Here is a 23143-nt window from a genome sequence, read left to right as displayed (position 1 = left end):
CAGCAGATAAGCCGTTGATTCATATAGGCCAGGGTGCCTAAAACAGGCCAAATGAGGCAAAACGTGTCGAACTCCGGAGGACGGCCTGAGGGGTTGGAATCTCTCAGGGTTGGGTCCATTTTTCACGCGGACTTGAGAGGTTTTGCAAACCCACTACGGGGCGACGACAATGGGCAACAACAACTTGAATTGCGTTCCTTCTGGCCCAGAGGTCCATTGAACGCTCCCATTGATGGCTTGGGCCCGGCGCATTTGGTTGTTCAAGCCACGACCTTTGGGGCTCAAACGGACAGCTTCATAATCAAACCCAGCCCCATTGTCTTGAATCGAAACCACCACATGCGGCCACTGCAGCCCTGTGCGTACATGGACCTCGGTGGCACGAGTGTGTTTGAGAATGTTGGCGAATGCCTCTTGAAAGATGCGCAGGATATGCAAACCGCTGCGTGGATTCAACCATGACAACCTGGGTATCTCCTGAACCTCCCAATTGAGCCGTACACCCGCCGCTTTGAGCCTTGGACCCAAGCGAAATCGAAAGGTTGCCAGCAGCAAGAGAAGGTCTGCTTCGACGGGCTCCATCGAATCAATCGTCAGTTTCAAATCGTCGATGCATGCTTTGAGGATGTCGCCGAGCAAGGCCTGCGTCATGCCTCCGCCCTCCACCGCACGCAATGCGGTGACCAACGAAGAGCCCAGTCCATCATGCATGTCTTGTGTCAAGCGCTGACGTTCCTCGCTGAGCATCTGGATTTTCTCGATGTCGCGCAAACGCGCATGGCTAGCGGTCAACTCCGCTTCTCGAATCGACAGACGCTGAGCCAGGTGCAGATTGGCTTTTTCTATATTCTCCATGGCACCAATATAACGGCCATACATGATGTACAGGGCAATACCAAACACACCCACAATGGCATACGGATTGGTATATATCCCCTCGGGACTCACCCAATTGGTTTGCAACAATAAATCGTAGATGCAACACAGCGTCGCGAATAACAACCAGCCCGCCACAAGCCATGTTTCATGTGAGCTCTGACGAAACCCTTTGCGCAGCGCATCATAGAAAATGAGTGCGGCAATTGGGACCATCAAGATGTTGACGACGGGTGTTAGCAGTGTCAGCGTTGGCAGGATGCCCAGTCCGGGAGTAGAAACACCGCTCCAAAGCAAAGCGCTCCAAACCAGGAATCGAGTCATGTTACGCATGGGATTCTGGTGAAGGCGCTCCATCATGCAATGACAAAAGATCACCAACCAAATCAGAGAACAGGTCTTGATCCATTCAAACCACTCATCAGAGAGAAGCAGGAATCCGCCACCCACGTGGTAGTGCAGCATGCGTAAAAACGCCATCATGGATGTTGCAAAGAAAATCAAATACAGCGAATCGCGACGCATTTTGATCCAGATGGCCAATGCAAAAAAACCTACCGCCAAAAAAGCACCGCTACCGATGAATGGCAATTGGGTCTGCACCAGTTGGCGCATCTGGTAGCGCCAGGCCAGAGCCTCCACCGAGCCGACCCAGACCGTGGAAAGAGCGCTGCCGGTGTTTCGCAAATGGTCTATGCGCAGCGTGACTGTCTTAGGCGGTGGCTCGTCAACAGCGGCATTGAGCGGTATCAGAAGTGGATGGTTATAGCCATTCAGCGTCATGCTGCCCTGAGACGCATACAGCAGGCGGTTGTCCGAATAGACCGCCAACTGGCCAATGGTCTTCCAACGCGGGATGTAGAGGTATTGGGGCTCTTGCTTTGCATTGAAATGACTCAAATCCAGTCGATACCAGTCGGTCAGGGTTTGCCCAACTTGTTCCGCAGGGGGCAGCACTTCGCGCTTGAAAGTACTGGGCAGCGAAACGCTTTTCCAGCCTTTCTGGGTCAAAAACTCAGGTGCCAATTGCGCGGGGGGCCGGCTGTAGCCTCGACCAGGCACCGACAGGAATTGCGCCTCATGCCATTGAGTTGCATGTGTCTCGCTGGCGGTTTGCTCGCATCCCGCCAGCATGAGAATCCAGGCCAATGCACAGAACACGGCAATCAGTCGGCGGCCATGGGATCCCAAACTGTCGTTGCGGCCGTGCCACCTGGAGCGATGCACCTGCGTCATGGGCATCAAGGCGTGGTCATACCAAGCCCTGGTATCGGGCTTCGTAGATGGCTTCAGCCTTGGAGTTGACCTTCAGCTTGGCATAAATGCGGCGCACATAGGTTTGTACCGTGTGCGTGGACACCTGCATGACCTTGGCGATCTCATCGGCCGTGAACCCTTTGGTGATCAACTCCAACACCTCCGTTTCGCGCGCGGAGAGCACCGAGTGCATGGGGTCCGGGCGGAGCATGGGCTCGTGCGCTTTGACAGCGGGCTGCGTGCGAAAGTGCGTCAATATCTTGCGGGCGATCAATGGGTTGATGGGGCTACCGCCCGCATGGAGACTCCGGATTTCACGCAGCATATCGCCCGCCTCTCCGTCTTTGAGCAAATAGCCTGAGGCGCCGGCCTCCAGCGACTTCATGACATGGGCTTCGTCGGCAAAGGTGGTGCACACCATCACGGCGCAGGAGGGCCACAAGTGTCGGGCGGCCTCAATCACATCCAGGCCCGATCCATCGGGCAGTCCCAAGTCCACCAGCAAGACATCTGCGGCAAGACCTTGCAAGGCATGCAACCCTTCAGATCGGGTGCTGGCAATGCTGACCATGAGCAGGTCGACTGAGGCCTCAACGGCCCTCACGATGGCGTTTTGAACCTCGACATCGTCCTCAACAAGGGCAACCCGAATTTGGGCAGAAGGCGGTGGGGTTGGCATGGTGGCAATGGTGGGAGCCGGGGGAATCAGCATGGCAGATGCACAAATGGAGTTGCCAAGGCCCAGCAGGGGTATTTTTCTCTATCGCACCGTAGCGTCAGGATTATCAACCCGCCTGCTCTCAGACACCGTCCCCAAAATTGGGGACAGCAGGGTTCGCTGCTGCGCTTTGGCGCCACACCTGGGTACTCGCGCTGGCCACCGACTGCCCGCCGCCAGAGCGCCATTCTCGATGGCCAGGCGCAATTGCTCGTACACCTGCTGCCGGCGGGTTGGCCCCCGATGGCTCCCCTGATTCATGGTCAATTGGCTCCTTGAATGGATCATGATCAAAATAGACTGGGGGATCATTTCACCAATCAGAGCGAAACGGAAACCCCATGGCCCATTACACCGCCAGCGTGCGCTGGCAACTCGATGGCAGCAGCTTCAGCCAGCGGCGCTACAGCCGGCGCCACCAATGGCACTTTGATGGCGGTGTGAGCGTACCGGCCTCGTCATCGCCCCATGTTGTGCCGCTGCCTTGGTCCGATCCAGCGGCGGTCGACCCTGAGGAGGCCTTTGTGGCGGCCTTGTCCAGCTGCCACATGCTGTGGTTTTTGGACCTGGCGGCACGGGCCGGCTGGGACATCGTGTCGTATGACGACGAGGCCAGCGGCGTGATGGCCGCCGATGCCCAAGGCCGGCAAGTGATGACCGAGGTGACTTTGCGGCCGGTGGTACGCCTGGCAGCGGGCGTCGAGCGCGATCAGGCGGCCCTGCAGGCCTTGCACCACCGGGCCCACGAGGCCTGCTTTCTGGCCAACTCAGTGCGCACCCGCATCGAGTGCGAACCCAGCTTTGCCATGGAGGCGCCATGAACACCGGCAGCACCACGAACAGCGGAGGCATCGTCATTGCGCCCTTGCAGGCCGGCGACCGGACCGACTGGCTGCCGCTGGCACAGGCCTACAAGGCGTTCTACCAGACCCCCACCCGAGACGCCGAGTACCAGCGGGCCTGGGAGCGCTTGCTGGCCGGCGACGGTGTGCAGGGCCTGGGCGCCCGCGTGCAGGGGCAATTGGTGGGCATCACCCACTACCTGTTCCACACCAGCACCTGGGCACCCCGGGTCTGCTACCTGCAAGATCTGTACGTGTCGGAAGCCCACCGCGGACAAGGCACGGCAGCCGCGCTGATCGAGGCCGTGGCCACGGCGGCGCAGCACGGCGGCGCGCAACGCCTGTACTGGCTGACCCAGTCGGACAACCTGCGGGCACGCCGCCTGTATGACCGGGTGGCCGAACACCGGGGCTTCATCCGCTACGACCACCCACTGCCCGGCTGAAGAGACCGGGCCGAAGAAGCCAGGCTGAAGCAACGAGCCAAAGAGGCGCGCTCAGTCGCGCTGCACGGCACGGGTCAGGCGGCTCAAGGCCTCCAGCACCCCCTGCACGGCCTGACGGGTCTTGTCGTCGCTCAGGGCACCCTCGGCCGTGAAGGCCTCGGCTGCACGCCCCAGCGCGTACTGCTGCGGCACCACCAGTGATGCAAAGTTCATCTGCAGATACTGGCGCACGTAGTTGAGCGCTCGCAAGCCCCCCATGGGGCCGGGCGAGGCCGACAGCAGCGCCGTGGGCTTGTTGGCCGTGGCCGCGACACCCGTGGGCAGGCGCGACAGCCAGTCGAAGGCGTTGATGAACAAGGGCGTCGGGAACCCGTTGTACTCGGGCGTGACCACCACCAAGGCGTCGCTGTCGAGCAAGGCCTGCTGCAGGGCCGTGGCCCCGGCGGGCACGCCGGAGGCGGCCTCGGCGTCACCGTCGTACAGGGGCAGGTCCAGGGCCCGCAGATCCAGTTCATGGGGCACAAAGCCGGCCTGGGTGGCACCCAGCGCCACGGCATGGGCCAGTCGGCGATTCAGCGAACCCTGGCGGGCGCTGCCGGAAATGATCAGAAGACGCGGAGATGGGGTGGACATGAACAAGGCTCCAAGGCGGGGATTGGCGACAATGCCAGACAGTGCATATGCACCAGGCTGCGCCATTGTGCAGCCCCCGTCGTCCGCCGTCTGTCAGACAAAACTAACGTTGATCAGAATCCCGCCCATGAACCCTGCCCCCCGTTATTGGTTGATGAAATCCGAGCCCGAAGAATGCTCGATCGACGACGCCCTGGCCGCCCCAGAGGCCACCGTGCCCTGGACCGGGGTACGCAACTACCAGGCCCGCAACTTCATGCGTGACCAGATGCAAATCGGTGACGGCGTGCTGTTCTACCACTCGAGCTGCGCCGAGCCCGGCATCGCGGGTCTGGCCCGGGTGGCCTCGGGCGTGCGCCCCGACCCCACCCAATTCGACGCCACCTCGCCCTACTTCGATCCCAAATCGCCGCCCACGGCACCACGCTGGCTGCTGCTGGATGTGCAGGCCTTGCGCAAGACCCGGGTGGTCGGCCTGGGTGAGTTGCGTGCCCAGCCCGAACTGGCCGAGATGACGGTGTTGCAGCGAGGCAATCGCCTGTCCATCACCGAAGTCACGCCTGAACAATGGGCGTTCATCGAAAGCCGCCTGCTGTCAGGCGCCTGAGCCTTGCCCCTCCAGCGCAAAGCGCTGAAACAGTTCGATCACCTTCAAGGCCATCGGGGCCGGCGTGCGATGGCGCAGGCGCACGATGCCCATGTCGGCGTACACCACCGGCAGTTCGGGCAGCTCCAACGCACGCAGCAGACCTTGCGCCACCAAGTCGGCCACCGCCAATTCGGTGGTGGCAATCACGGTGTCCGTGCCCAGGCCGATCTGGTGCAACAGCCTGGGGTCATCGCACTCCAGCGCAGGCTGGGTCAGTGCGTCGCCACCTCCCAGCTTGGCCAGCACGGTCTTGAGTGCTTCGGGCAGGCGGGTGGTCCCGACGCCGTAGGGCCAGACCTCGGCCAGGCGATGCGTCCCCGGGCCCAGGGGGTGCTCGGCCCGCACATAGAAACGCCCGGCCTGCCGCATCAACGGCTCGACCTGCAAGGCCGGGTCGGTCGGCAGGTCGCGCACCTCGGCCACAAAGAACTCGATCTGCTCCAGCCGCAAGCGCTCCAGCAGCAAAGCCCAGTTGTTGATCTCCAAGCGCATCCTGATCTGGGGATAGACCTGGCGAACCTCGGCCACCACGTGGGGCCCCAGGGTCACATTGGGCATGGGCCCCATGCCAAAGGCCACATCCCCGAGTTGGTGTTCGAGGTAGAGGGCCAGGTCACGCTCCAGGCAGCGGGCCTCAAACAACAGACGGCGCGCACGCTCCAGCAAAAAGGCACCGGCCGGTGTCGGTCGCACCTCCCCGGGCTGGCGCTCGAACAACCGCAGGCCCAGCTGGGCCTCGATGGCCTGGATGCTGCGGCTGAAGGCTGGCTGGCTCAGGTGCACCCGCGCCGCCGCACGCGCGAAATGGCGCTCCTCGGCCAAGGCCAGCACATGACGGTATTGGTTCAGGTTGATCATGGTCAATGCAGCAATCACATCATGATGATGCAGACAATGCAATAGACACATTAAAACACCCGTCTTACATTCGCAAAAAAACGAATGGAGACTTGCCCGTGACTGCCAACCAGTTCCAGAACACCCTGATCCTGTGCTTCATGATCGGCTTCGCGCTGATGGAGTTCATCACCCGACGCTACCAACGCACGGTGACCGCCAATGCCAACGACACCAAGCTGGAACTGCTGATGTTCCTGAGCCTGCTGGCCATCACCCAGCCCCTGGCCTTGCTGGCCACCGCCAAGCTGGGCGCCTGGCTGGCCCCCAACTGGCACAACCGACTGGCCGACCTGCCCGCCTGGGCCATGGTGGGCCTGCTGCTGGTCGGCGACGACATGACCCAGTACTGGTGGCACCGCCTGTCGCACTCGCCCCTGATGTGGCCCCTGCACCGGGCCCATCACTCGGCCAGCTACATGAGCATCCGCATCACCTACCGCAACAACTTTTTCTACTACCTGATGATGCCGGGCCTGTGGATTGGCGGCGCCCTGCTGTACCTGGGCGTGGGGGGCATGGTCTATGCCAGCTACATGATCGTGAAGCTGCTGGTGATCCTGGGCGCCCATTGCGCCTGGCGCTGGGACGAGCCGCTGTACCGCATCCGCGCCCTGCACCCGCTAGCGTGGTTGCTGGAGCGCACCGTCTCCACCCCGGCCACGCACTGGGCCCACCATGCCATCACCAACGAAGACGGCATCGGCCACTACAAGGGCAATTTCGGCAACCTGCTGTTCTTCTGGGACGTGCTGTTTGGTTCCGCCCACATCACCCGCCGCTACCCTGCCCAGGTGGGCCTGATCGACGACCGGCTGTTTGGTGAGGAAAAGTGGCAGCACCAGATGTTCTACCCGGTGCTGCAAAGCCAGCGGGCGCACAGCGCGCTGAGGGCGGGTGGCAAGGCTTATGAGGAAAGGGGCGACTTGGCGAGCAAACAAGCTTGAGCTGGAAGCTACCTGTTCAAGCCGACGACTTGCCTCATGGGGGACGGCAGCGGCCCCCGATCATGATATCTTGGGCAATATCATGGCAAAATGAACACCGCAGCCAAACTGCTGAGTGCCATGCGGCGCAATCCGAACGATTGGTCCATGCCAAACGTGCTGCGCCTGGCCCGGCACCATGGCTTGGAAGTCAGAAACAATGGTGGTAGCCACTGTGTTTTCTCTCACCCGCTGCTGGCCGAGCACCTGACCATACTGGCTCGGCGCCCCATCAAACCCCTCTACATCAAGAGGTTGGTCACATTGATCGATCAGCTCCAGACATCGTCTTCATCATGAGCCCCGTGCGAATCCCCTCCGTGCAGCCCCCTTTCCCTTTTGAGGCCTACAGCCATGTGCTGGGCCCCATCGCAGCGGAGGATGGCGGCGGCTATCAGTTCAGCATGCCCGATTTTCCCGGCCTGCTGGCGGATGGTGACACCGAGATGGAAGCCATTGCCGACGGACGCGAGGCTTTCCTGGCGGTTGTGAGCGCCCTTGTGGACCAAGGGCTCCCGATTCCGGCGCCACAGTTCAAGATCCAGGATTTTGCGCCGGTTGCCGCATCAGGCCGATTGCTGACCCGCGTGCCCAAATCCATGCACCGCCAACTGACCGCACGTGCCAAAACCGAGGGGGTGTCGCTGAACACCCTGGTCCTCACCCTGATCGCCGAAGGCCTGGGGCGACGCAGCGCTGTCGACCTCACCCCCTGACCGAGCCGGCTTAACGCACCATAAGTTCATGAAAAAAGCCACCGCCTTGGATCATGGGTGGTACCTTGCGGTGCCAGGCTCGGACGAGCCCACGTTGCACACACCACTGCGGGCTCAGGCACCACTGCCCTGGGGCAGCTCCAACTTGATCACAGCTCGATACCCCAAAGCTTTGGCGTAGCGTTGTACTGTTTGCATCGAAGGCTGGCGCCCGCCACTCTCCAACCTGGCAATCGTGCTTTGGCTTGTGCCCATGCGCTGGGCCACCTCGGCCTGGGTCAGGCCTGCACGATGACGAGCCGCGATGAGTTCTCGCGCCATTTCGAACTCATCGGCCAATCTGTCGTACTCGGCTTGAGCTTCTGCCTCAGCGAGCAGGCTGGGTTTGAAATCTTTCAAGCTTTTCATATCACCGCCTCTGATCTGTCCAAGGCCATCTCAATCGCTTTTCGGGGTGTGGCCTGGGTCTTCTTCACAAACACGTGCAGCACGATCAATCTTTGCCCGCTGATCGCGGCATCGACGGCCCGAGAAATGCCATCGCGCCCCCGCAGCCGCATTTCCCACCGTTTGTTTTCAAGCGGCCGCACGTGCGGCAAGCCGACTTGCTGGTGCCCCAGGTCCTCCAGCAACTCGGCAATCCGCAGGAAGCGGGCCTTCATGTCCGCAGGTAACGCTCCCAATTCGGGCTCTGCCAACGGGTGAATCACAACGGTCCAAGCGCTCAAATTATATTTTTTTGGGTATTTTTTGAGGTCGCGGTCAACACCTGTGCCAGAAGACCTGCGTCAGAACCCCAATGAAAAAGCCTCATGGGACGAAACGTCGCATGAGGCTTAGGAGGCATTTTCAGACGCAGGGCTGCACGGCTGCCAGAGCCCAGGCCGCATCCCGCCCTGACGGTCAGGGTGGAAGGGCGAAGCGGGGCGGGGCCATCAGGCCCCTGCCCCTTACTTGCGCGCTGGCGGCAGGTCAGTGCAGCTGCCGTGGGCGGCTTCGGCGCACAGGCCGATGCTTTCGCCCAACGTGGGGTGCGGGTGGATGGTCTTGCCGATGTCGATCTCGTCGGCGCCCATCTCGATGGCCAGGGCCACCTCGCCGATCATGTCGCCAGCGTGCGTGCCCACCATGCCGCCACCCAGGATGCGGTGGGTCTCGGCGTCGAACAGCAGCTTGGTGAAGCCTTCGTCGCGGCCGTTGGCAATCGCACGGCCCGAGGCGCTCCAGGGGAACAGGCCCTTCTTGACCTTGATGCCCTGGGCCTTGGCCTGGTCTTCGGTCAGGCCCACCCAGGCCACTTCGGGGTCGGTGTAGGCCACGCTGGGGATCACGCGGGCATTGAAGGCGGCGCTGGCCAGTTCCTTGTCGCCCTTGAGTTCGCCGGCAATCACCTCGGCTGCCACGTGCGCCTCATGCACCGCCTTGTGCGCCAGCATGGGCTGGCCCACGATGTCGCCGATGGCGAAGATGTGCGGCACGTTGGTGCGCATCTGGATGTCGACGTTGATGAAGCCCCGGTCGGTCACGGCCACGCCGGCCTTGTCGGCGCTGATCTTCTTGCCGTTGGGCGTGCGGCCCACGGCCTGCAGCACCAGGTCGTAGGTCTGCGGTGCGGGCGCCGTGCCGCCTTCTTCGGCCGCGGCAAACGTCACCTCGATGCCTTCGGGCGTGGCCTTGGCCGACACCGTCTTGGTCTTGAGCATGATGTTGTCGAAGCGGTGGGCGTTCATCTTCTGCCAGACCTTGACCAGATCGCGGTCAGCGCCCTGCATCAGGCCGTCCATCATTTCGACCACGTCCAGGCGCGCGCCCAGGGTGCTGTACACCGTGCCCATTTCGAGGCCGATGATGCCGCCACCCAGGATCAGCATGCGCTTGGGCACTTCCTTGAGCGCCAGTGCGCCGGTGCTGTCGACCACACGCGGATCGTCAGGCATGAAGGGCAGGCGCACGGCTTGCGAGCCGGCCGCGATGATGGCGCGCTGGAAGCCGATGGTCTGGGCCTTGCCCGTGCGCACCTGGGCTTCGCCGCTGGTTTCTTCCACCTGCAGCTGGTGGCTGCTGATGAAGTTGCCGTAGCCCCGCACCACCGTCACCTTGCGCATCTTGGCCATGGCGGCCAGACCGCCGGTCAGCTTGCCGATGACCTTTTCCTTGTGGCCGCGCAGCTTGTCGATGTTGACCGTGGGGGCCCCGAAATCGACGCCCAGATCGGCCATGTGGCTGACCTCGTCCATCACCGCCGCCACGTGCAGCAGCGCCTTGGAGGGGATGCAGCCCACGTTCAGGCACACGCCACCCAGGGTGGCATAGCGCTCGACCAGCACCACCTTGAGGCCCAGGTCGGCCGCGCGGAAGGCGGCCGAGTAGCCACCGGGGCCGCCACCGATCACGATCACGTCGCAATCGATGTCGTTGCTGCCCGTGGGCGCTGCGGCCACCGGGGCCGGGGCGGCAGCCACCGGCACAGGGGCCGCGGCAGCGGGTGCCGGGGCCGCGGCAGCAGGCGCTGCAGCGGCAGCGCCTGCCACTTCGAGCGACAGGATCACCGAACCCTCGGCCACCTTGTCGCCGAGCTTGACCTTGAGTTCCTTCACCACGCCGGCGTGCGACGAGGGGATCTCCATCGAGGCCTTGTCGGACTCGACCGTGATCAACGATTGTTCAGCCTTGACCGTGTCGCCGGGCTTGACCAGCAGTTCGATGATGGCCACTTCGGAAAAGTCACCGATGTCGGGGACCTTGATGTCTATCAGGCTCATATGGAACCTTTCAATTTGATCGTGAAGATGTTGATGGGCGCGGCCGAGTTGCGGTCGAATTCGCAACTGGCGGCCAGGCCGGCCTCGGCCACCTCGCGGGCGGTCTTGGCCCGGGCGTAGGTGGCATGCATGGCGCCGAGGGCAAAGCTGCGTCCGGAGCCGATGCCCCAAAACTCTTTGAACTCGAACACCTCGCGGTAGCTGTACAAGCCATAGATGCCGCTTGCGTTGGCAATCAGCACGCTGAACTGGCTGGACTCGTAGGGGTCGTTGTCGTCTTCCTTGGTCTGCAGAAAGAAGGTTTCTTTCAGCAGCGGGTGCAGTCGCGTGAAGGTGTCAAACACCTCGTCGCGGCTGCCCAGACGCAACTGATCCTTGGGCAAGGCATTCAGCGCCTTGCGCAGCACCGGGAAATGCGCCACGGTGCCGGCCATGCCGATGTAGCTGGGGCCGCCCATCGCATCGACCTTGAAGAGCTTTTCATTCTCTTCAAAGCGCTGCGACAGCCGGGTATCGCCAAAGGTGACCAGGGTATCGGCCGCAATGGCCACCTGCCCCCCCTTGCGCACGACGACCACGGTCGTCATGCGCAGGCCCCCTGCCCCATCGGGCACACGCCGGCCTGCCGGGCGCCGCCAGCCCACACCACAGCGAGCGTGGGGTGCCGTGCCGTCACAGCAGGACGCGACGGAAGTCGGCCAGGATCTGACCCAGGAAGGCGTTGAAGCGCGCGGCAGCCGCCCCGTCGATCACGCGGTGATCCCAGGTCAGCGACAGCGGCAGCATCAGGCGCGGCTGGAAGGCCTTGCCGTCCCACTTGGGTTCGATCTGGCTCTTGCACACGCCCAGGATCGCCACCTCAGGCGCATTGATGATGGGCGTGAAGTAACGCCCACCAATGCCGCCCAGGCTGGAGATGGTGAAGGTGGCACCGCTCATGTCGGCCGGGCCCAGCTTGCCATCACGGGCCTTCTTGGCCAGTTCGCCCATTTCCTGGCTGATCTGCAGCACGCCCTTCTTGTCGGCGTCCTTGATCACCGGAACGACCAGGCCGTTCGGGGTGTCGGCGGCAAAACCGATGTGGTAGTACTGCTTGTAGACCAGCGAGTCGCCGTCGAGGCTGCTGTTGAACTCGGGGAACTTCTTGAGCGCAGCCACCGAGGCCTTGATCAGGAAGGCCAGCATGGTCACCTTGACGCCGCTCTTCTCGTTCTCCTTGTTGGTGGAGACGCGGAAGGCTTCGAGGTCGGTGATGTCGGCATCGTCATGGTTGGTGACGGCCGGGATCATGATGGCGTTGCGCAGCAGGTTGGCGCCGCTGATCTTCTTGATGCGACCCAGTTCCTTGCGCTCGATCGGGCCGAACTTGGCGAAGTCGACCTTGGGCCAGGGGATCAGGCCCAACTCAGAGCCACCACCACCGGTCGAAGCCGGAGCCTTGGCGGCCTGTGCCTTGGTCTGCACCGCACCGGCCATCACAGCCTTGGTGAAGGACTGCACGTCGGCCGGAGTGATGCGGCCCTTCAGGCCCGTGCCCTTGACCTCTTCGAGCGGCACACCCAGTTCACGGGCGAACTTGCGCACCGAGGGCGAAGCATGCGGCAGCGCAGCCGAAGGCGTGCCCGGCTGGTGGGCCGGCACGGCCAGGGCAGCGGGTGCGGCGGCCACGGCAGCCACAGCAGCAGCTACCGGGGCAGCAGCTGCGGCGGGAGCGGCGGCCGGTGCCGGTGCGGCGGCAGGGGCCGCAGCGCCAACGGCGCCTTCCAGCACGGCGATCAGGTCACCGATGTTGACCTTGTCGCCGATCTTGACCTTGAGCTCCTTGAGCACGCCGGCATGCGACGAGGGGATCTCCATCGAAGCCTTGTCGGATTCGACCGTGATCAGCGATTGCTCGGCCTTCACGGTGTCGCCGGGCTTGACCAGCAGTTCGATCACGGCCACGTCCTTGAAGTCGCCGATGTCGGGCACCATCACATTGACCTGGCCGGCCGCAGCGGCCGGGGCCGCCACAGGGGCCGCTACTGGGGCCGCCACCGGAGCGGGTGCGGCAGGGGCCGGCGCCGCAGCAGCCGGCGCGGCGGGTGCTGCAGCCGGGGCTTCGGCGGCACCCGCCACCTCCAGCGCCACCACCACCGAGCCTTCGGAGACCTTGTCACCGAGCTTGACCTTGATTTCCTTCACCACGCCGGCATGCGACGAGGGGATTTCCATCGAGGCCTTGTCGGATTCGACGGTGATCAGCGACTGCTCGGCCTTGACCGTGTCGCCCACCTTGACCAACAGCTCGATGACGCCCACTTCGTCGAAATCACCGATGTCGGGGACCTTGATATCTACCAATGCCATGTTGTGTCTCCTGGCCGTATCAGGCGTACAGCGGGTTGATCTTGTCGGCCTGGATGCCGTACTTGGCAATGGCCTCGGCCACCTTGGCCACGGGCACGGTGCCTTCTTCGCTCAGCGCCTTCAGTGCAGCCACCACAATGTAATGGCGGTTGATCTCGAAGTGCTCGCGCAGCTTGCTGCGGAAGTCGCTGCGACCAAAACCGTCGGTGCCCAGCACCTTGTAGGTGCGGCCCTTGGGGATGAAGGGGCGGATCTGCTCGGCGTAAGCCTTCATGTAGTCGGTCGAAGCCACCACCGGGCCATTGTGGGCGCCGAGTTGCTGGGCCACGAACGGCACACGCGGGGTTTCCAGCGGGTGCAGCAGGTTGAAGCGCTCGGCTTCCTGACCGTCGCGGGTCAATTCGTTGAAGCTCGGGCAGCTCCAGACGTTGGCGGCCACGCCCCAGTCCTTCTCCAGCAGCTCTTGCGCAGCAATGCTTTCACGCAGGATGGTGCCCGAACCCAGCAATTGCACGCGCGGGGTCAGCTTGGCGCCTTCCTTGCACAGGTACATGCCCTTGATGATCTGCTCTTCGGTGCCGGGCGTCAGGCCGGGCATGGCGTAGTTTTCGTTCAGCAGGGTCAGGTAATAGAAGACATTGTCCTGCTTTTCAACCATGCGCTTCAAGCCATGGTGCAGGATCACGCCCACTTCGTGTGCAAAGGTCGGGTCGTAGCTGACACAGTTCGGGATGGTGCCGGCCAGGATGTGGCTGTGACCATCTTCGTGCTGCAAGCCTTCGCCGTTCAGCGTGGTGCGGCCCGAGGTGCCGCCCAGCAAGAAGCCGCGGGCCTGCATGTCGCCAGCCGCCCAGGCCAGATCGCCAATGCGCTGGAAGCCGAACATCGAGTAGTACACGTAGAACGGCACCATGATGCGGTTGCTGGTGCTGTAGCTGGTGGCCGCAGCAATCCAGCTGCTCATGCCGCCGGCCTCGTTGATGCCCTCTTGCAGGATCTGACCGGCCTTGTCTTCGCGGTAGTACATCACCTGGTCCTTGTCGACCGGGGTGTACTGCTGACCTGCCGGGTTGTAGATGCCCACCTGACGGAACAAGCCTTCCATACCGAAGGTACGGGCTTCGTCCACCAGAATCGGCACCACGCGCGGGCCCAGGGCCTGGTCACGCAGCAACTGGGTCAGAAAACGCACATAAGCCTGGGTGGTGGAGATCTCGCGGCCTTCGGCCGTGGGCTCCATCACCGACTTGAACACCTCCAGCGAGGGCACGGTGAACTGCTCGTCGGCCTTGGTGCGGCGGTGCGGCAGGTAACCCCCCAGGGCCTTGCGGCGCTCGTGCAGGTACTGCATTTCCGGGGTGTCGTCGGCCGGCTTGTAGAACGGGATGCTCGGCAGGTCGCTGTCCGAAATCGGGATGTTGAAGCGGTCGCGGAAGATCTTGATGTCTTCGTCGGTCAGCTTCTTGGTCTGGTGAACGTTGTTTTTGCCTTCACCGGCCTTGCCCATGCCAAAGCCCTTGACGGTCTTGATCAGCAGCACGGTGGGCTGGCCCTTGTGCTTGGTGGCGGCGGCGTAGGCGGCATACACCTTCTGTGGATCGTGGCCGCCGCGGCGCAGCGCCCAGATCTGCTCGTCGCTCATCTTCGACACCATTTCGAGGGTGCGCGGATCGCGGCCGAAGAAATGCTTGCGCACATAGGCGCCGTCGTTGGCCTTGAACGACTGGTAGTCGCCGTCCAGGGTTTCCATCATGACCTTGCGCAGCGCGCCGTCCTTGTCGCGGGCCAGCAGCGGATCCCAGTCAGAGCCCCACAGCAGCTTGATCACGTTCCAGCCAGCACCGCGGAACTCGCCTTCGAGCTCTTGCACGATCTTGCCGTTGCCGCGCACCGGGCCGTCCAGGCGCTGCAGGTTGCAGTTGACCACGAAGATCAGGTTGTCGAGCTTTTCGCGCGCCGCCAGACCGATCGCGCCCAGCGATTCCACTTCGTCCATCTCGCCGTCGCCACAGAACACCCACACCTTGCGGTTTTCGGTGTTGGCAATGCCGCGGGCATGCAGGTACTTCAGGAACCGGGCTTGGTAGATCGCCATCAGCGGGCCCAGGCCCATCGAGACGGTCGGGAACTGCCAGAACTCGGGCATCAGCTTGGGGTGGGGGTAGCTCGACAGGCCCTTGCCGTCCACTTCCTGGCGGAAATGCAGCAGTTGCTCTTCGGTCAGGCGGCCTTCCAGGTAGGCGCGGGCGTAAACGCCAGGCGACACGTGACCCTGGATGTAGAGGCAGTCACCGCCATGGTTTTCGCTCTCGGCGTGCCAGAAATGGTTAAAGCCGGCGCCAAACATGTGGGCCAGCGAGGCGAACGAGCCGATGTGGCCGCCCAGATCACCGCCATCCACCGGGTGGTGGCGGTTGGCCTTGACCACCATGGCCATGGCGTTCCAGCGCATGTAGGCGCGCAGACGTTCTTCGATTTCGATGTTGCCAGGGCAGCGCTCTTCCTGGTCGGGCTCGAGGGTGTTGACATAACCGGTGGTGGCCGAAAACGGCATGTCGATGCTGTGCTCACGCGCATGTTCGAGCAATTGCTCAAGCAGGAAGTGGGCGCGCTCTGGGCCCTCAGCTTCGATCACGGCGGACAGTGCGTCCATCCACTCACGGGTTTCTTGGTTGTCCAGGTCTTGTGCCGGGTTGGCAGCAATGCCGGGCACGTGCTCGGGTTGGGCTGACATGCTTGTCTCCTGCTAAAGGGGTTGCGTCATGATTTTGACGGGGCGAGTGTCTCACAAAAAATTCAAATTTCAAATGATGACCTTCGATTTCGCATTATGAACTTACATGTTTTCCACCTCCGATACATGACCTGACACTTGAGCCCCCTCCCCTACACTTGAGGGCATGCAACCGTCTGATTCCGCCGTGCCGTCCAGCGCCGGCAAACTGCGCACTGTCGCCTGGATCCGCCATTGGTGGGGTCAACAATCCCCCAACCGGCAGGACCGCTTTGCCATGCTGGCCCCGCTGGTGGCCGTGGTGATGTTTTTGGCAGCCATCGGTTCTGCATTCTGGTACCTGAGGGCCGAGGAAATCGAGCGCGAGCACGAAGCCGTGAAACGAGATGTGGAATACGCCCAGCAGCGCCTGCGCCTGCGCCTGCTGGAGCGACAGGAGCAACTGATGCGCCTGGCCCGCGACGTCTCCAACCGCGAGCTCAACCGCAACGACTTCAACGCCCGCGCCGACAACCTGATCAACCAATACCCCGAGCTGCAGACCCTGAGCTGGATCGACGACAAACGGCGGGTGCGCGCCTCTCGCGCGGCCCCCACCGTGCCGGGCTCGCGGCTGCTGAACCCAGGCGACACCCTGCGCGCCGGCGAGACCGACGAGACCTATGGCCTGACCAAGGACCTGCAGCAGCCGGTCTACTCTCAACCGGTGGGCAATGAGGAGTCAGCCCAGCTGCAGCTGCACGTGCCCCTCAATGAACAGGGTCGCTTTACCGGTGTGGTGGCTGCGGAATACTCGGTCGACGGCCTGCTGCGTTATGGCGCCCCCACCGAGGTGCTGGCCAAATACGCGGTCTCTCTGATCGATGCCAAGGGCCAGTTGCTGGCTGGGGCCGTGCTGCCCCCGCACAGCAAAGCCAGCCGCCTGCTGCCCTGGACGGTCAAGGCCAATGAATTCGAGGTGCCCGTGTCTCCCATCGGCAACAGCCTGCTGCTGCGTGCCCAGGGTTACCGCACCTCGCTGGGCCTGATCGGCAGCGGGCAGTTCTGGCTGGTGGGCGTGCTCAGCGTGATGACGGCCTGGATGCTGATCGCCAACTGGCGCCACACACGCCGACGCGTGCGCACACAAGAGGCCCTGGTGGCCGAGACCAATTTCCGCCGCGCCATGGAAAACTCGATCCTCACCGGCATGCGGGCCATGGACATGGACGGCAAGGTCAGCTATGTGAACGCCGCGTTCTGCCAGATGACGGGCTGGACAGCCCAGGAGCTGGTCGGCCAGACCCCGCCCTTCTCTTACTGGCCCGAAGAGGACCACGCCGCACTGGCTGCGCGCCTGCGCGACGAACTGTCAGGCAAGACCATCCAGGGCGGCTTCCAGGTCAAGGTCAAGCGCAAGAGCGGCGCCCTGTTCGATGCGCGCCTGTATGTGTCGCCCCTGATCGACGCCCATGGCCACCAGACCGGCTGGATGACGTCGATGACCGACATCACCGAACCCAACCGCATCCGGGAGCAGCTCTCGGCCTCATACGAGCGCTTCACCATCGTGCTGGAGGCGCTCGACGCCTCGGTGTCCGTCGCGCCGCTGGGCAGCGAAGAGCTGCTGTTTGCCAACAAGCTTTACCGACTGTGGTTTGGCGCCCACACGGGTGGCCACCTGCAGCTGGTGGTCCAGGCTGGCGTGCCCACCAGCCAGTCGCAGGAGCAATCGCTCGATGACGTGGACGGCCTGGCCGGCCTGCCCACCGAATCGCTCACCACGGCTCAGGCCGAAAACGCCGAAATCTTCGTGCCCGAGCTGGGCAAATGGCTGGAAGTGCGTTCACGCTACCTGAACTGGGTGGACGGCCGCCTGGCCCAGATGGTGATCGCCACCGACATCACCCCCCGCCGCCAGGCCGAGGAACAGGCTGCAGCCCAGGCCGAGCGGGCGCAAAACGCCAGCCGCCTGATCACCATGGGTGAAATGGCCTCCAGCGTGGCGCACGAGCTCAACCAGCCGCTGACCGCCATCAACAACTACTGCAATGGCATGGTCTCGCGCATCAAAGACCAGCAGATCACCGAAGAAGCCTTGCTGGCCGCGCTGGAAAAGACCTCCAAGCAGGCACAGCGGGCTGGCCAGATCATCCAGCGCATCCGATCTTTCGTGAAGCGCAGCGAACCCAACCGCACCCTGTCGGACATTGGCGGCATGGTCAGCGAGGCGGTCGAACTGGCCGAAATCGAACTGCGCCGGCGCAACGTGCGCCTGAGCTACTACGTGGCCGCCCGCTTGCCACGCCTGCTGGTCGACCCCATCCTGATCGAGCAGGTATTGGTCAACCTGATGAAGAACGCCTCCGAGTCCATCGACGCCGCCGACCGCCCCTCCCCGCGCCGCAGTGTGGAGTTGCGCGTGGTACCGCGCCAGGTCGATGGCCAGAACGCGGTCGAATTCTCGGTGGTCGATACCGGGCAGGGCCTGGCCCCCGAGGTGCTGGAGCGCCTGTACGAAGCCTTCTTCTCGACCAAGGCCGAAGGCATGGGCATCGGCCTCAATCTGTGCCGCTCCATCATCGAGTCGCACAGCGGCCGGATGGAGGCTGAGAACCTCTACAATGGCGCCGACATCACAGGTTGCCGGTTTTCCTTCTGGTTACCTGTGGCCCAACAGCCCATTGAGGGCGCTGCACGTTCTGCTGAACAGACAAGGATCCCGGGGTAACGCATGAGTTTGATTCCAAAGAAGGGCACTGTTTACGTTGTTGACGATGACGAAGCCGTCCGTGATTCCCTGCAATGGTTGCTCGAAGGCAAGGATTACCGGGTTCGCTGCTTCGAATCCGCTGAAGCCTTTCTGAGCCGCTACGACCCGCGTGAGGTCGCCTGCCTGATCGTCGACATCCGCATGGGCGGCATGACCGGTCTCGAACTGCAAGACCGCCTGCTGGAGCGCCGCTCCCCCCTGCCCATCGTCTTCATCACCGGCCACGGCGACGTGCCCATGGCTGTCAACACCATGAAAAAGGGCGCCATGGATTTCATCCAGAAGCCCTTCAAGGAAGAAGAATTGCTGGGCCTGGTCGAGCGCATGCTCGAACACGCCAAGGGCGCCTTCAGCGAGTACCAGCAGGCTGCCAGCCGCGACGCCCTGCTGTCCAAGCTGACCTCGCGCGAAGCCCAGGTGCTGGAGCGCATCGTCGCCGGCCGCCTGAACAAGCAGATCGCCGACGACCTGGGCATCAGCATCAAGACGGTCGAGGCCCACCGCGCCAACATCATGGAAAAGCTCAATGCCAACACCGTGGCCGACCTGCTGAAGATCGCGCTGGGACAAAACGCCCCGAAAGCCTGATCACCCCCATTTTTGCTATCAACGTCATAGCCAACTTCGCCCGCCTGATTGCTTCCAGCGGGCGTTTTTACTTGAGAATCCGAAAACATGACCGCACAACTCATCGACGGCAACGCCCTCTCCAAGCAACTGCGCGCCCAGGTGGCCGAACGCGCCTCTGCCCTCAAGGCCCAGGGCGTCACCCCCGGCCTGGCCGTGGTGCTGGTGGGTGACAACCCGGCCAGCCAGGTGTATGTGCGCAACAAGGTCAAGGCCTGCCAGGACAGCGGCCTGCACTCGGTGCTCGAGAAATACGAAGCCGACATGAGCGAGGCCGACCTGCTGGCCCGCGTCGAGGCCCTGAACAACGACCCCAGCATCCACGGCATCCTGGTGCAACTGCCGCTGCCCGCGCACATCGACGCCCAGAAGGTGATCGAAGCCATCTCGCCCCTGAAAGACGTGGACGGTTTTCACATCGCCAGCGCCGGTGCCCTGATGACCGGCATGCCCGGCTTCTGGCCCTGCACCCCCTACGGCTGCATGAAGATGCTCGAATCCATCGGCTACGACCTCAAGGGCAAGCACGCCGTGGTGATCGGGCGCAGCAACATCGTGGGCAAGCCCATGGCCCTGATGCTGCTGCAGAAGAACGCCACCGTCACCATCTGCCACAGCGCCACCCGCGACCTGAAGGCCCAGACCCTGCAGGCCGACGTGATCGTGGCTGCCGTGGGCAAGCGCAACGTGCTCACCGCCGACATGGTCAAGCCCGGTGCCGTCGTGCTCGACGTGGGCATGAACCGCAATGACGAAGGCAAGCTGTGCGGCGACGTCGACTTCGACGGCGTGCGCGAAATCGCCAGCCACATCACCCCCGTGCCCGGCGGCGTGGGCCCCATGACCATCACCATGCTTCTCGTCAACACCCTCGAAGCCGCTGAACGTGCGGCCTCTGGGGCTTGAAGCCAGCCCTTTCGGCGCCACCATCCAAAGCATGAGCAATCCACTCCTCGACTTCTCCGACCTGCCCCTGTTCGACCGGATCCAGCCTGACGACGCGGCCCCGGCCATCGACGCCTTGCTCGCCGATGCCAACCAGGCCCTTGAAACCGTCACCGCCCCCGGGTTTCCAGCCGACTGGCTGGCCATCGCGCGGGTGCTCGATGTGGCCACCGAACGCCTGGGCCGCGCCTGGGGTGCCATCAGCCACCTGAACGCCGTGGCCGACACGCCCGAGCTGCGCGCCGCCTACAACGAGGCCCTGCCCCGCGTCACCGAGTTCTGGACCCGCCTGGGCGCCGACGAACGCCTGTACGCCAAGTACAAGGCCATCGACGTGGCCAGCCTCAACACCGAGCAGCGCCAGGCCCACCTGAATGCCGTGCGCAACTTCGTGCTTTCAGGCGCCGAGCTGCAGGGCCCTGCCCGTGAGCGTTTCGCCCAGATCCAGGAACGTCACGCCGAGGTCACCCAGAAGTTCAGCGAGAACGCGCTCGACGCCACCGATGCCTTCGCCTACTACGCCAGCGAAGACGAGCTGGCCGGCGTACCGGCCGACGTGGTGCAGGCGGCCCGCCAAGGCGCCGAGGCCGAAGGCCAGGCAGGCTACCGACTCACGCTCAAGATGCCGTGCTACCTGCCCGTGATGCAGTACGCCCACAGCAGCGCCTTGCGCGAAAAGCTCTACACCGCCTATGTCACCCGCGCCAGCGAGCTGGGTGATGCCCGCTTTGACAACACCCCGCTGATCCGCGAGATCCTGGCCCTGCGCCACGAAGAAGCCCAGCTGCTGGGTTACGCCAACTTTGGCGAGGTGTCCCTGGTGCCCAAGATGGCCCATTCGCCAGCCCAGGTCAGCGAGTTTCTGCGTGACCTCAGCCGCAAGGCCCGGCCCTACGCCGAGCAAGACCTGGCCGACATGCGCCAGTTCGCCGCCACCGAACTGGGCCTGGCCGATCCCCAGCCCTGGGATTGGCCCTACATCGGCGAAAAGCTCAAGGAAGCGCGCTACGCCTTCAGCGAGCAAGAGGTCAAAGAGTACTTCACCGCCCCCAAGGTACTGGCAGGCCTGTTCAAGATCATCGAGACCCTGTTCGAAGTCAACATCCGGCGTGACCAGGCCCCGGTCTGGAACCCGGCCGTCGAGTTCTACCGCATCGAACGCAACGGGCAACTGGTGGGCCAGTTCTACCTCGACCAACCCGCCCGCACCGGCAAGCGCGGTGGCGCCTGGATGGACGACGTGCGCGCCCGCTGGCTGCGGCCCGACAACGGCCAGTTGCAAACCCCGGTGGCCCATCTGGTGTGCAACTTTGCCTCCGGCGTGGGCGACAAGCCGGCCCTGCTCACGCACGACGACGTGATCACCCTGTTCCATGAATTCGGCCACGGCCTGCACCACCTGCTGACCCAGGTCAGCGAGCGCGACGTGTCGGGCATCAGCGGCGTCGAGTGGGACGCCGTCGAACTGCCCAGCCAGTTCATGGAGAACTTCTGCTGGGAGTGGGACGTGCTGCGCCACATGACCGCCCATGTGGACACCGGCGAGCCCCTGCCGCGCGCCCTGTTCGACAAGATGATCGCGGGCAAGAACTTCCAGAGCGGCCTGGGCACCCTGCGCCAGATCGAGTTCTCGCTGTTCGACATGGAGCTGCACACCCGGGCCGACGCACCCGACGCCTTCATGGACGTGCTGGCCGCCGTGCGCCGCGAAGTGGCCGTGCTGCAACCGCCAGTCTTCAGCCGCACCGCCCACACCTTCAGCCACATCTTTGCCGGTGGCTATGCCGCCGGCTACTACAGCTACAAGTGGGCCGAAGTGCTGAGTGCCGATGCCTACGCCGCCTTCGAAGAAAGCGTGCTGCCCGATGGCAGCCCCAACCCCGAGACCGGCCGGCGCTATCGCCAGTCCATTCTTGAGGCCGGTGGCAGCCGCCCGGCCATGGAATCGTTCAAGGCCTTCCGGGGCCGTGAACCCAGCCTGGATGCGCTGCTGCGCCACCAGGGCATGAACTGAGACCCTGCCCCTGCAGACAACCCCTGCTCACTGACCATGGCCGCCCCCACTTCAGCCTTTCAGACCTCGACCTCGGTCAGACACCTGCGGGTGTCCGGCCCCCTGCTGCTGGGGGCTCTGCTGGCCCTGGGAGCGGGGCTGATGGCGGCCCCTCCCGTACAGGCGCAGCAGGTCTACCGCATCGTGGGCCCTGACGGCAAAGTCACGTTTTCAGACCGGCCGCCCGAAAAACCCGATGCCAAGGTCGCCACCGTGCGCTCCGGCAGCAGCCAGGCCGAGGCCAATGCCACCCTGCCGCCCGACCTTCGGCGCATTGCCAACCAGTACCCCGTCACCCTCTATGTGACCCGTGACTGCGATGTCTGCAGCGCCGCACGCCAGGTGCTGACCAGCCGTGGCATCCCGTTTGCCGAAAAAACCATCATTTCCAACGCCGACATCAGCGCGTTCAAGCAGCTCAGCGGCAGCGACACCCTGCCCGCGCTGAGCATCAGCAGCCAGTTCCTGCGTGGCCTGCAGGAGAACGAATGGAAGAGCTACCTGGATGCTGCCGGCTACCCGCCCCAGATCCAGCTGCCTGCCGCCTACCGCCGCCCGGCCCCTGAGCCACTGGTGCCCGCGGGCGATGCCCCAGCCAAGCCCCTCAGTGACGCCAAGCCCAAAGCCAAGCCCGCCCCTGAATTGCCGGTGGCCCCCAGGCGCGCCACTGAAAACAACCCCGCAGGGCTTCAGTTCTGAGCCTGCGCCTTTGCAGTAGGCGTTTTTGCAGTCGGCACTTTCAAGCCCGCCCTTTTGGGTCGGCACTTCTGAGCCGGGGCCCCTCTCGGCTCAGGCTGGATTCAAGCGCCTTCAAGACGACCTTGGTCAACAGCAGGGGCCTCCAAAGCGTGCCAAGGGCTCACGATGCCACTAAACTCGAAGCCCGTCCGTCGTCAGAAAT

General features: G+C 63.5%; 21 protein-coding genes. 11 read left to right on the top strand and 10 right to left on the bottom strand.

Translation table 11 applies throughout. The annotated features are described in order from the left end of the window. Nucleotides 1-153: 153 nt before the first annotated feature. Both AC3WUT_RS08605 and AC3WUT_RS08600 read right to left on the bottom strand, forming a co-directional pair. On the bottom strand, nucleotides 154-2118 hold the full coding sequence (locus tag AC3WUT_RS08605; protein ID WP_492346652.1) for a sensor histidine kinase: 1965 nt from the start codon (nucleotides 2116-2118) through the stop codon (nucleotides 154-156). Between the two features lie 10 nt (nucleotides 2119-2128). Continuing rightward, nucleotides 2129-2812 (bottom strand): response regulator transcription factor, encoded by a 684-nt coding sequence (locus AC3WUT_RS08600; protein ID WP_492346673.1) that lies wholly within the window; start codon nucleotides 2810-2812, stop codon nucleotides 2129-2131. 380 nt (nucleotides 2813-3192) lie between these two features. Between AC3WUT_RS08600 and AC3WUT_RS08595 the strand changes: the two genes are divergently transcribed. Together AC3WUT_RS08595 and AC3WUT_RS08590 are read left to right on the top strand one after the other, a co-directional pair. Then, a complete protein-coding gene (locus AC3WUT_RS08595) occupies nucleotides 3193-3672 on the top strand; it encodes an OsmC family protein (RefSeq protein ID WP_492346651.1) in 480 nt (159 codons plus the stop codon). Then, a complete protein-coding gene (locus tag AC3WUT_RS08590; protein ID WP_492346650.1) occupies nucleotides 3669-4139 on the top strand; it encodes a GNAT family N-acetyltransferase in 471 nt (156 codons plus the stop codon). The genes AC3WUT_RS08595 and AC3WUT_RS08590 overlap by 4 nt, the downstream gene beginning before the upstream one ends. Nucleotides 4140-4190: 51 nt before the next feature. Here the strand turns inward: AC3WUT_RS08590 and AC3WUT_RS08585 are convergent, their stop codons facing one another. Then, nucleotides 4191-4772 carry an NADPH-dependent FMN reductase gene (locus AC3WUT_RS08585; RefSeq protein ID WP_492346649.1) on the bottom strand — a complete coding sequence of 194 codons (582 nt, stop codon included), beginning with the start codon at nucleotides 4770-4772 and terminating at the stop codon, nucleotides 4191-4193. A 127-nt stretch (nucleotides 4773-4899) separates the two neighbouring features. On the opposite strand from AC3WUT_RS08585, the gene AC3WUT_RS08580 reads away from it, so the two are divergent. Next, complete coding sequence (locus AC3WUT_RS08580) at nucleotides 4900-5379, top strand: EVE domain-containing protein (protein WP_492346648.1); 480 nt, start codon at nucleotides 4900-4902, stop codon at nucleotides 5377-5379. On the opposite strand, the gene AC3WUT_RS08575 is transcribed toward AC3WUT_RS08580, so the two are convergent. Next, a complete protein-coding gene (locus tag AC3WUT_RS08575) occupies nucleotides 5368-6279 on the bottom strand; it encodes a LysR family transcriptional regulator (protein WP_492346647.1) in 912 nt (303 codons plus the stop codon). The genes AC3WUT_RS08580 and AC3WUT_RS08575 overlap by 12 nt on opposite strands. Nucleotides 6280-6419: 140 nt before the next feature. On the opposite strand from AC3WUT_RS08575, the gene AC3WUT_RS08570 reads away from it, so the two are divergent. The 3 genes from AC3WUT_RS08570 (at nucleotide 6420) to AC3WUT_RS08560 (ending at nucleotide 8020) form a co-directional block, all read left to right on the top strand. After that, on the top strand, nucleotides 6420-7265 hold the full coding sequence (locus AC3WUT_RS08570) for a sterol desaturase family protein (protein WP_492346672.1): 846 nt from the start codon (nucleotides 6420-6422) through the stop codon (nucleotides 7263-7265). Between the two features lie 90 nt (nucleotides 7266-7355). After that, the gene (locus tag AC3WUT_RS08565; protein WP_492346646.1) at nucleotides 7356-7604 is read left to right on the top strand and encodes a hypothetical protein; all 249 of its coding nucleotides are present in this window, start codon (nucleotides 7356-7358) and stop codon (nucleotides 7602-7604) included. Continuing rightward, nucleotides 7601-8020 carry a toxin-antitoxin system HicB family antitoxin gene (locus tag AC3WUT_RS08560; protein WP_492346645.1) on the top strand — a complete coding sequence of 140 codons (420 nt, stop codon included), beginning with the start codon at nucleotides 7601-7603 and terminating at the stop codon, nucleotides 8018-8020. The genes AC3WUT_RS08565 and AC3WUT_RS08560 overlap by 4 nt, the downstream gene beginning before the upstream one ends. 114 nt (nucleotides 8021-8134) lie before the next feature. Here AC3WUT_RS08560 and AC3WUT_RS08555 read toward each other — a convergent pair whose 3' ends face one another. From AC3WUT_RS08555 to aceE, 6 genes are all read right to left on the bottom strand, one after another. Beyond that, nucleotides 8135-8428, bottom strand: coding sequence for a helix-turn-helix domain-containing protein (locus tag AC3WUT_RS08555; protein WP_492346644.1), 294 nt, complete (start codon nucleotides 8426-8428; stop codon nucleotides 8135-8137). Then, nucleotides 8425-8730 (bottom strand): type II toxin-antitoxin system RelE/ParE family toxin, encoded by a 306-nt coding sequence (locus AC3WUT_RS08550; protein ID WP_492346671.1) that lies wholly within the window; start codon nucleotides 8728-8730, stop codon nucleotides 8425-8427. Before AC3WUT_RS08550 ends, AC3WUT_RS08555 begins: the two co-directional genes overlap by 4 nt. Before the next feature lie 240 nt (nucleotides 8731-8970). Then, complete coding sequence (gene lpdA / locus AC3WUT_RS08545) at nucleotides 8971-10782, bottom strand: dihydrolipoyl dehydrogenase (RefSeq protein WP_492346643.1); 1812 nt, start codon at nucleotides 10780-10782, stop codon at nucleotides 8971-8973. After that, nucleotides 10779-11369: an MFS transporter gene (locus tag AC3WUT_RS08540; protein WP_492346642.1), complete on the bottom strand. Its 591-nt coding sequence runs from the start codon at nucleotides 11367-11369 to the stop codon at nucleotides 10779-10781. The genes lpdA and AC3WUT_RS08540 overlap by 4 nt, the downstream gene beginning before the upstream one ends. Before the next feature lie 85 nt (nucleotides 11370-11454). Further along, the gene (gene aceF, locus AC3WUT_RS08535) at nucleotides 11455-13131 is read right to left on the bottom strand and encodes a dihydrolipoyllysine-residue acetyltransferase (RefSeq protein ID WP_492346641.1); all 1677 of its coding nucleotides are present in this window, start codon (nucleotides 13129-13131) and stop codon (nucleotides 11455-11457) included. Nucleotides 13132-13150: 19 nt separating this feature from the next. Beyond that, complete coding sequence (aceE, locus tag AC3WUT_RS08530) at nucleotides 13151-15865, bottom strand: pyruvate dehydrogenase (acetyl-transferring), homodimeric type (protein WP_492346640.1); 2715 nt, start codon at nucleotides 15863-15865, stop codon at nucleotides 13151-13153. A 166-nt stretch (nucleotides 15866-16031) separates the two neighbouring features. On the opposite strand from aceE, the gene AC3WUT_RS08525 reads away from it, so the two are divergent. From AC3WUT_RS08525 to AC3WUT_RS08505, 5 genes are all read left to right on the top strand, one after another. Continuing rightward, on the top strand, nucleotides 16032-18575 hold the full coding sequence (locus AC3WUT_RS08525) for a PAS domain S-box protein (protein WP_492346639.1): 2544 nt from the start codon (nucleotides 16032-16034) through the stop codon (nucleotides 18573-18575). Between the two features lie 3 nt (nucleotides 18576-18578). Beyond that, the gene (locus AC3WUT_RS08520) at nucleotides 18579-19205 is read left to right on the top strand and encodes a response regulator transcription factor (RefSeq protein WP_019576848.1); all 627 of its coding nucleotides are present in this window, start codon (nucleotides 18579-18581) and stop codon (nucleotides 19203-19205) included. A gap of 87 nt (nucleotides 19206-19292) precedes the next feature. Beyond that, the gene (gene folD, locus AC3WUT_RS08515) at nucleotides 19293-20150 is read left to right on the top strand and encodes a bifunctional methylenetetrahydrofolate dehydrogenase/methenyltetrahydrofolate cyclohydrolase FolD (RefSeq protein ID WP_492346638.1); all 858 of its coding nucleotides are present in this window, start codon (nucleotides 19293-19295) and stop codon (nucleotides 20148-20150) included. 31 nt (nucleotides 20151-20181) lie between these two features. After that, a complete protein-coding gene (locus tag AC3WUT_RS08510) occupies nucleotides 20182-22203 on the top strand; it encodes a M3 family metallopeptidase (RefSeq protein WP_492346637.1) in 2022 nt (673 codons plus the stop codon). A gap of 36 nt (nucleotides 22204-22239) precedes the next feature. Beyond that, nucleotides 22240-22941 carry a DUF4124 domain-containing protein gene (locus tag AC3WUT_RS08505; protein ID WP_492346636.1) on the top strand — a complete coding sequence of 234 codons (702 nt, stop codon included), beginning with the start codon at nucleotides 22240-22242 and terminating at the stop codon, nucleotides 22939-22941. Nucleotides 22942-23143 lie beyond the last annotated feature (202 nt).

The organism is Curvibacter sp. EU05-FHT14A10, assembly GCF_058791075.1.
The sequence above is the reverse complement of the archived record's forward strand: the minus strand, read 5'-3'. Positions and strand labels throughout refer to the sequence as shown.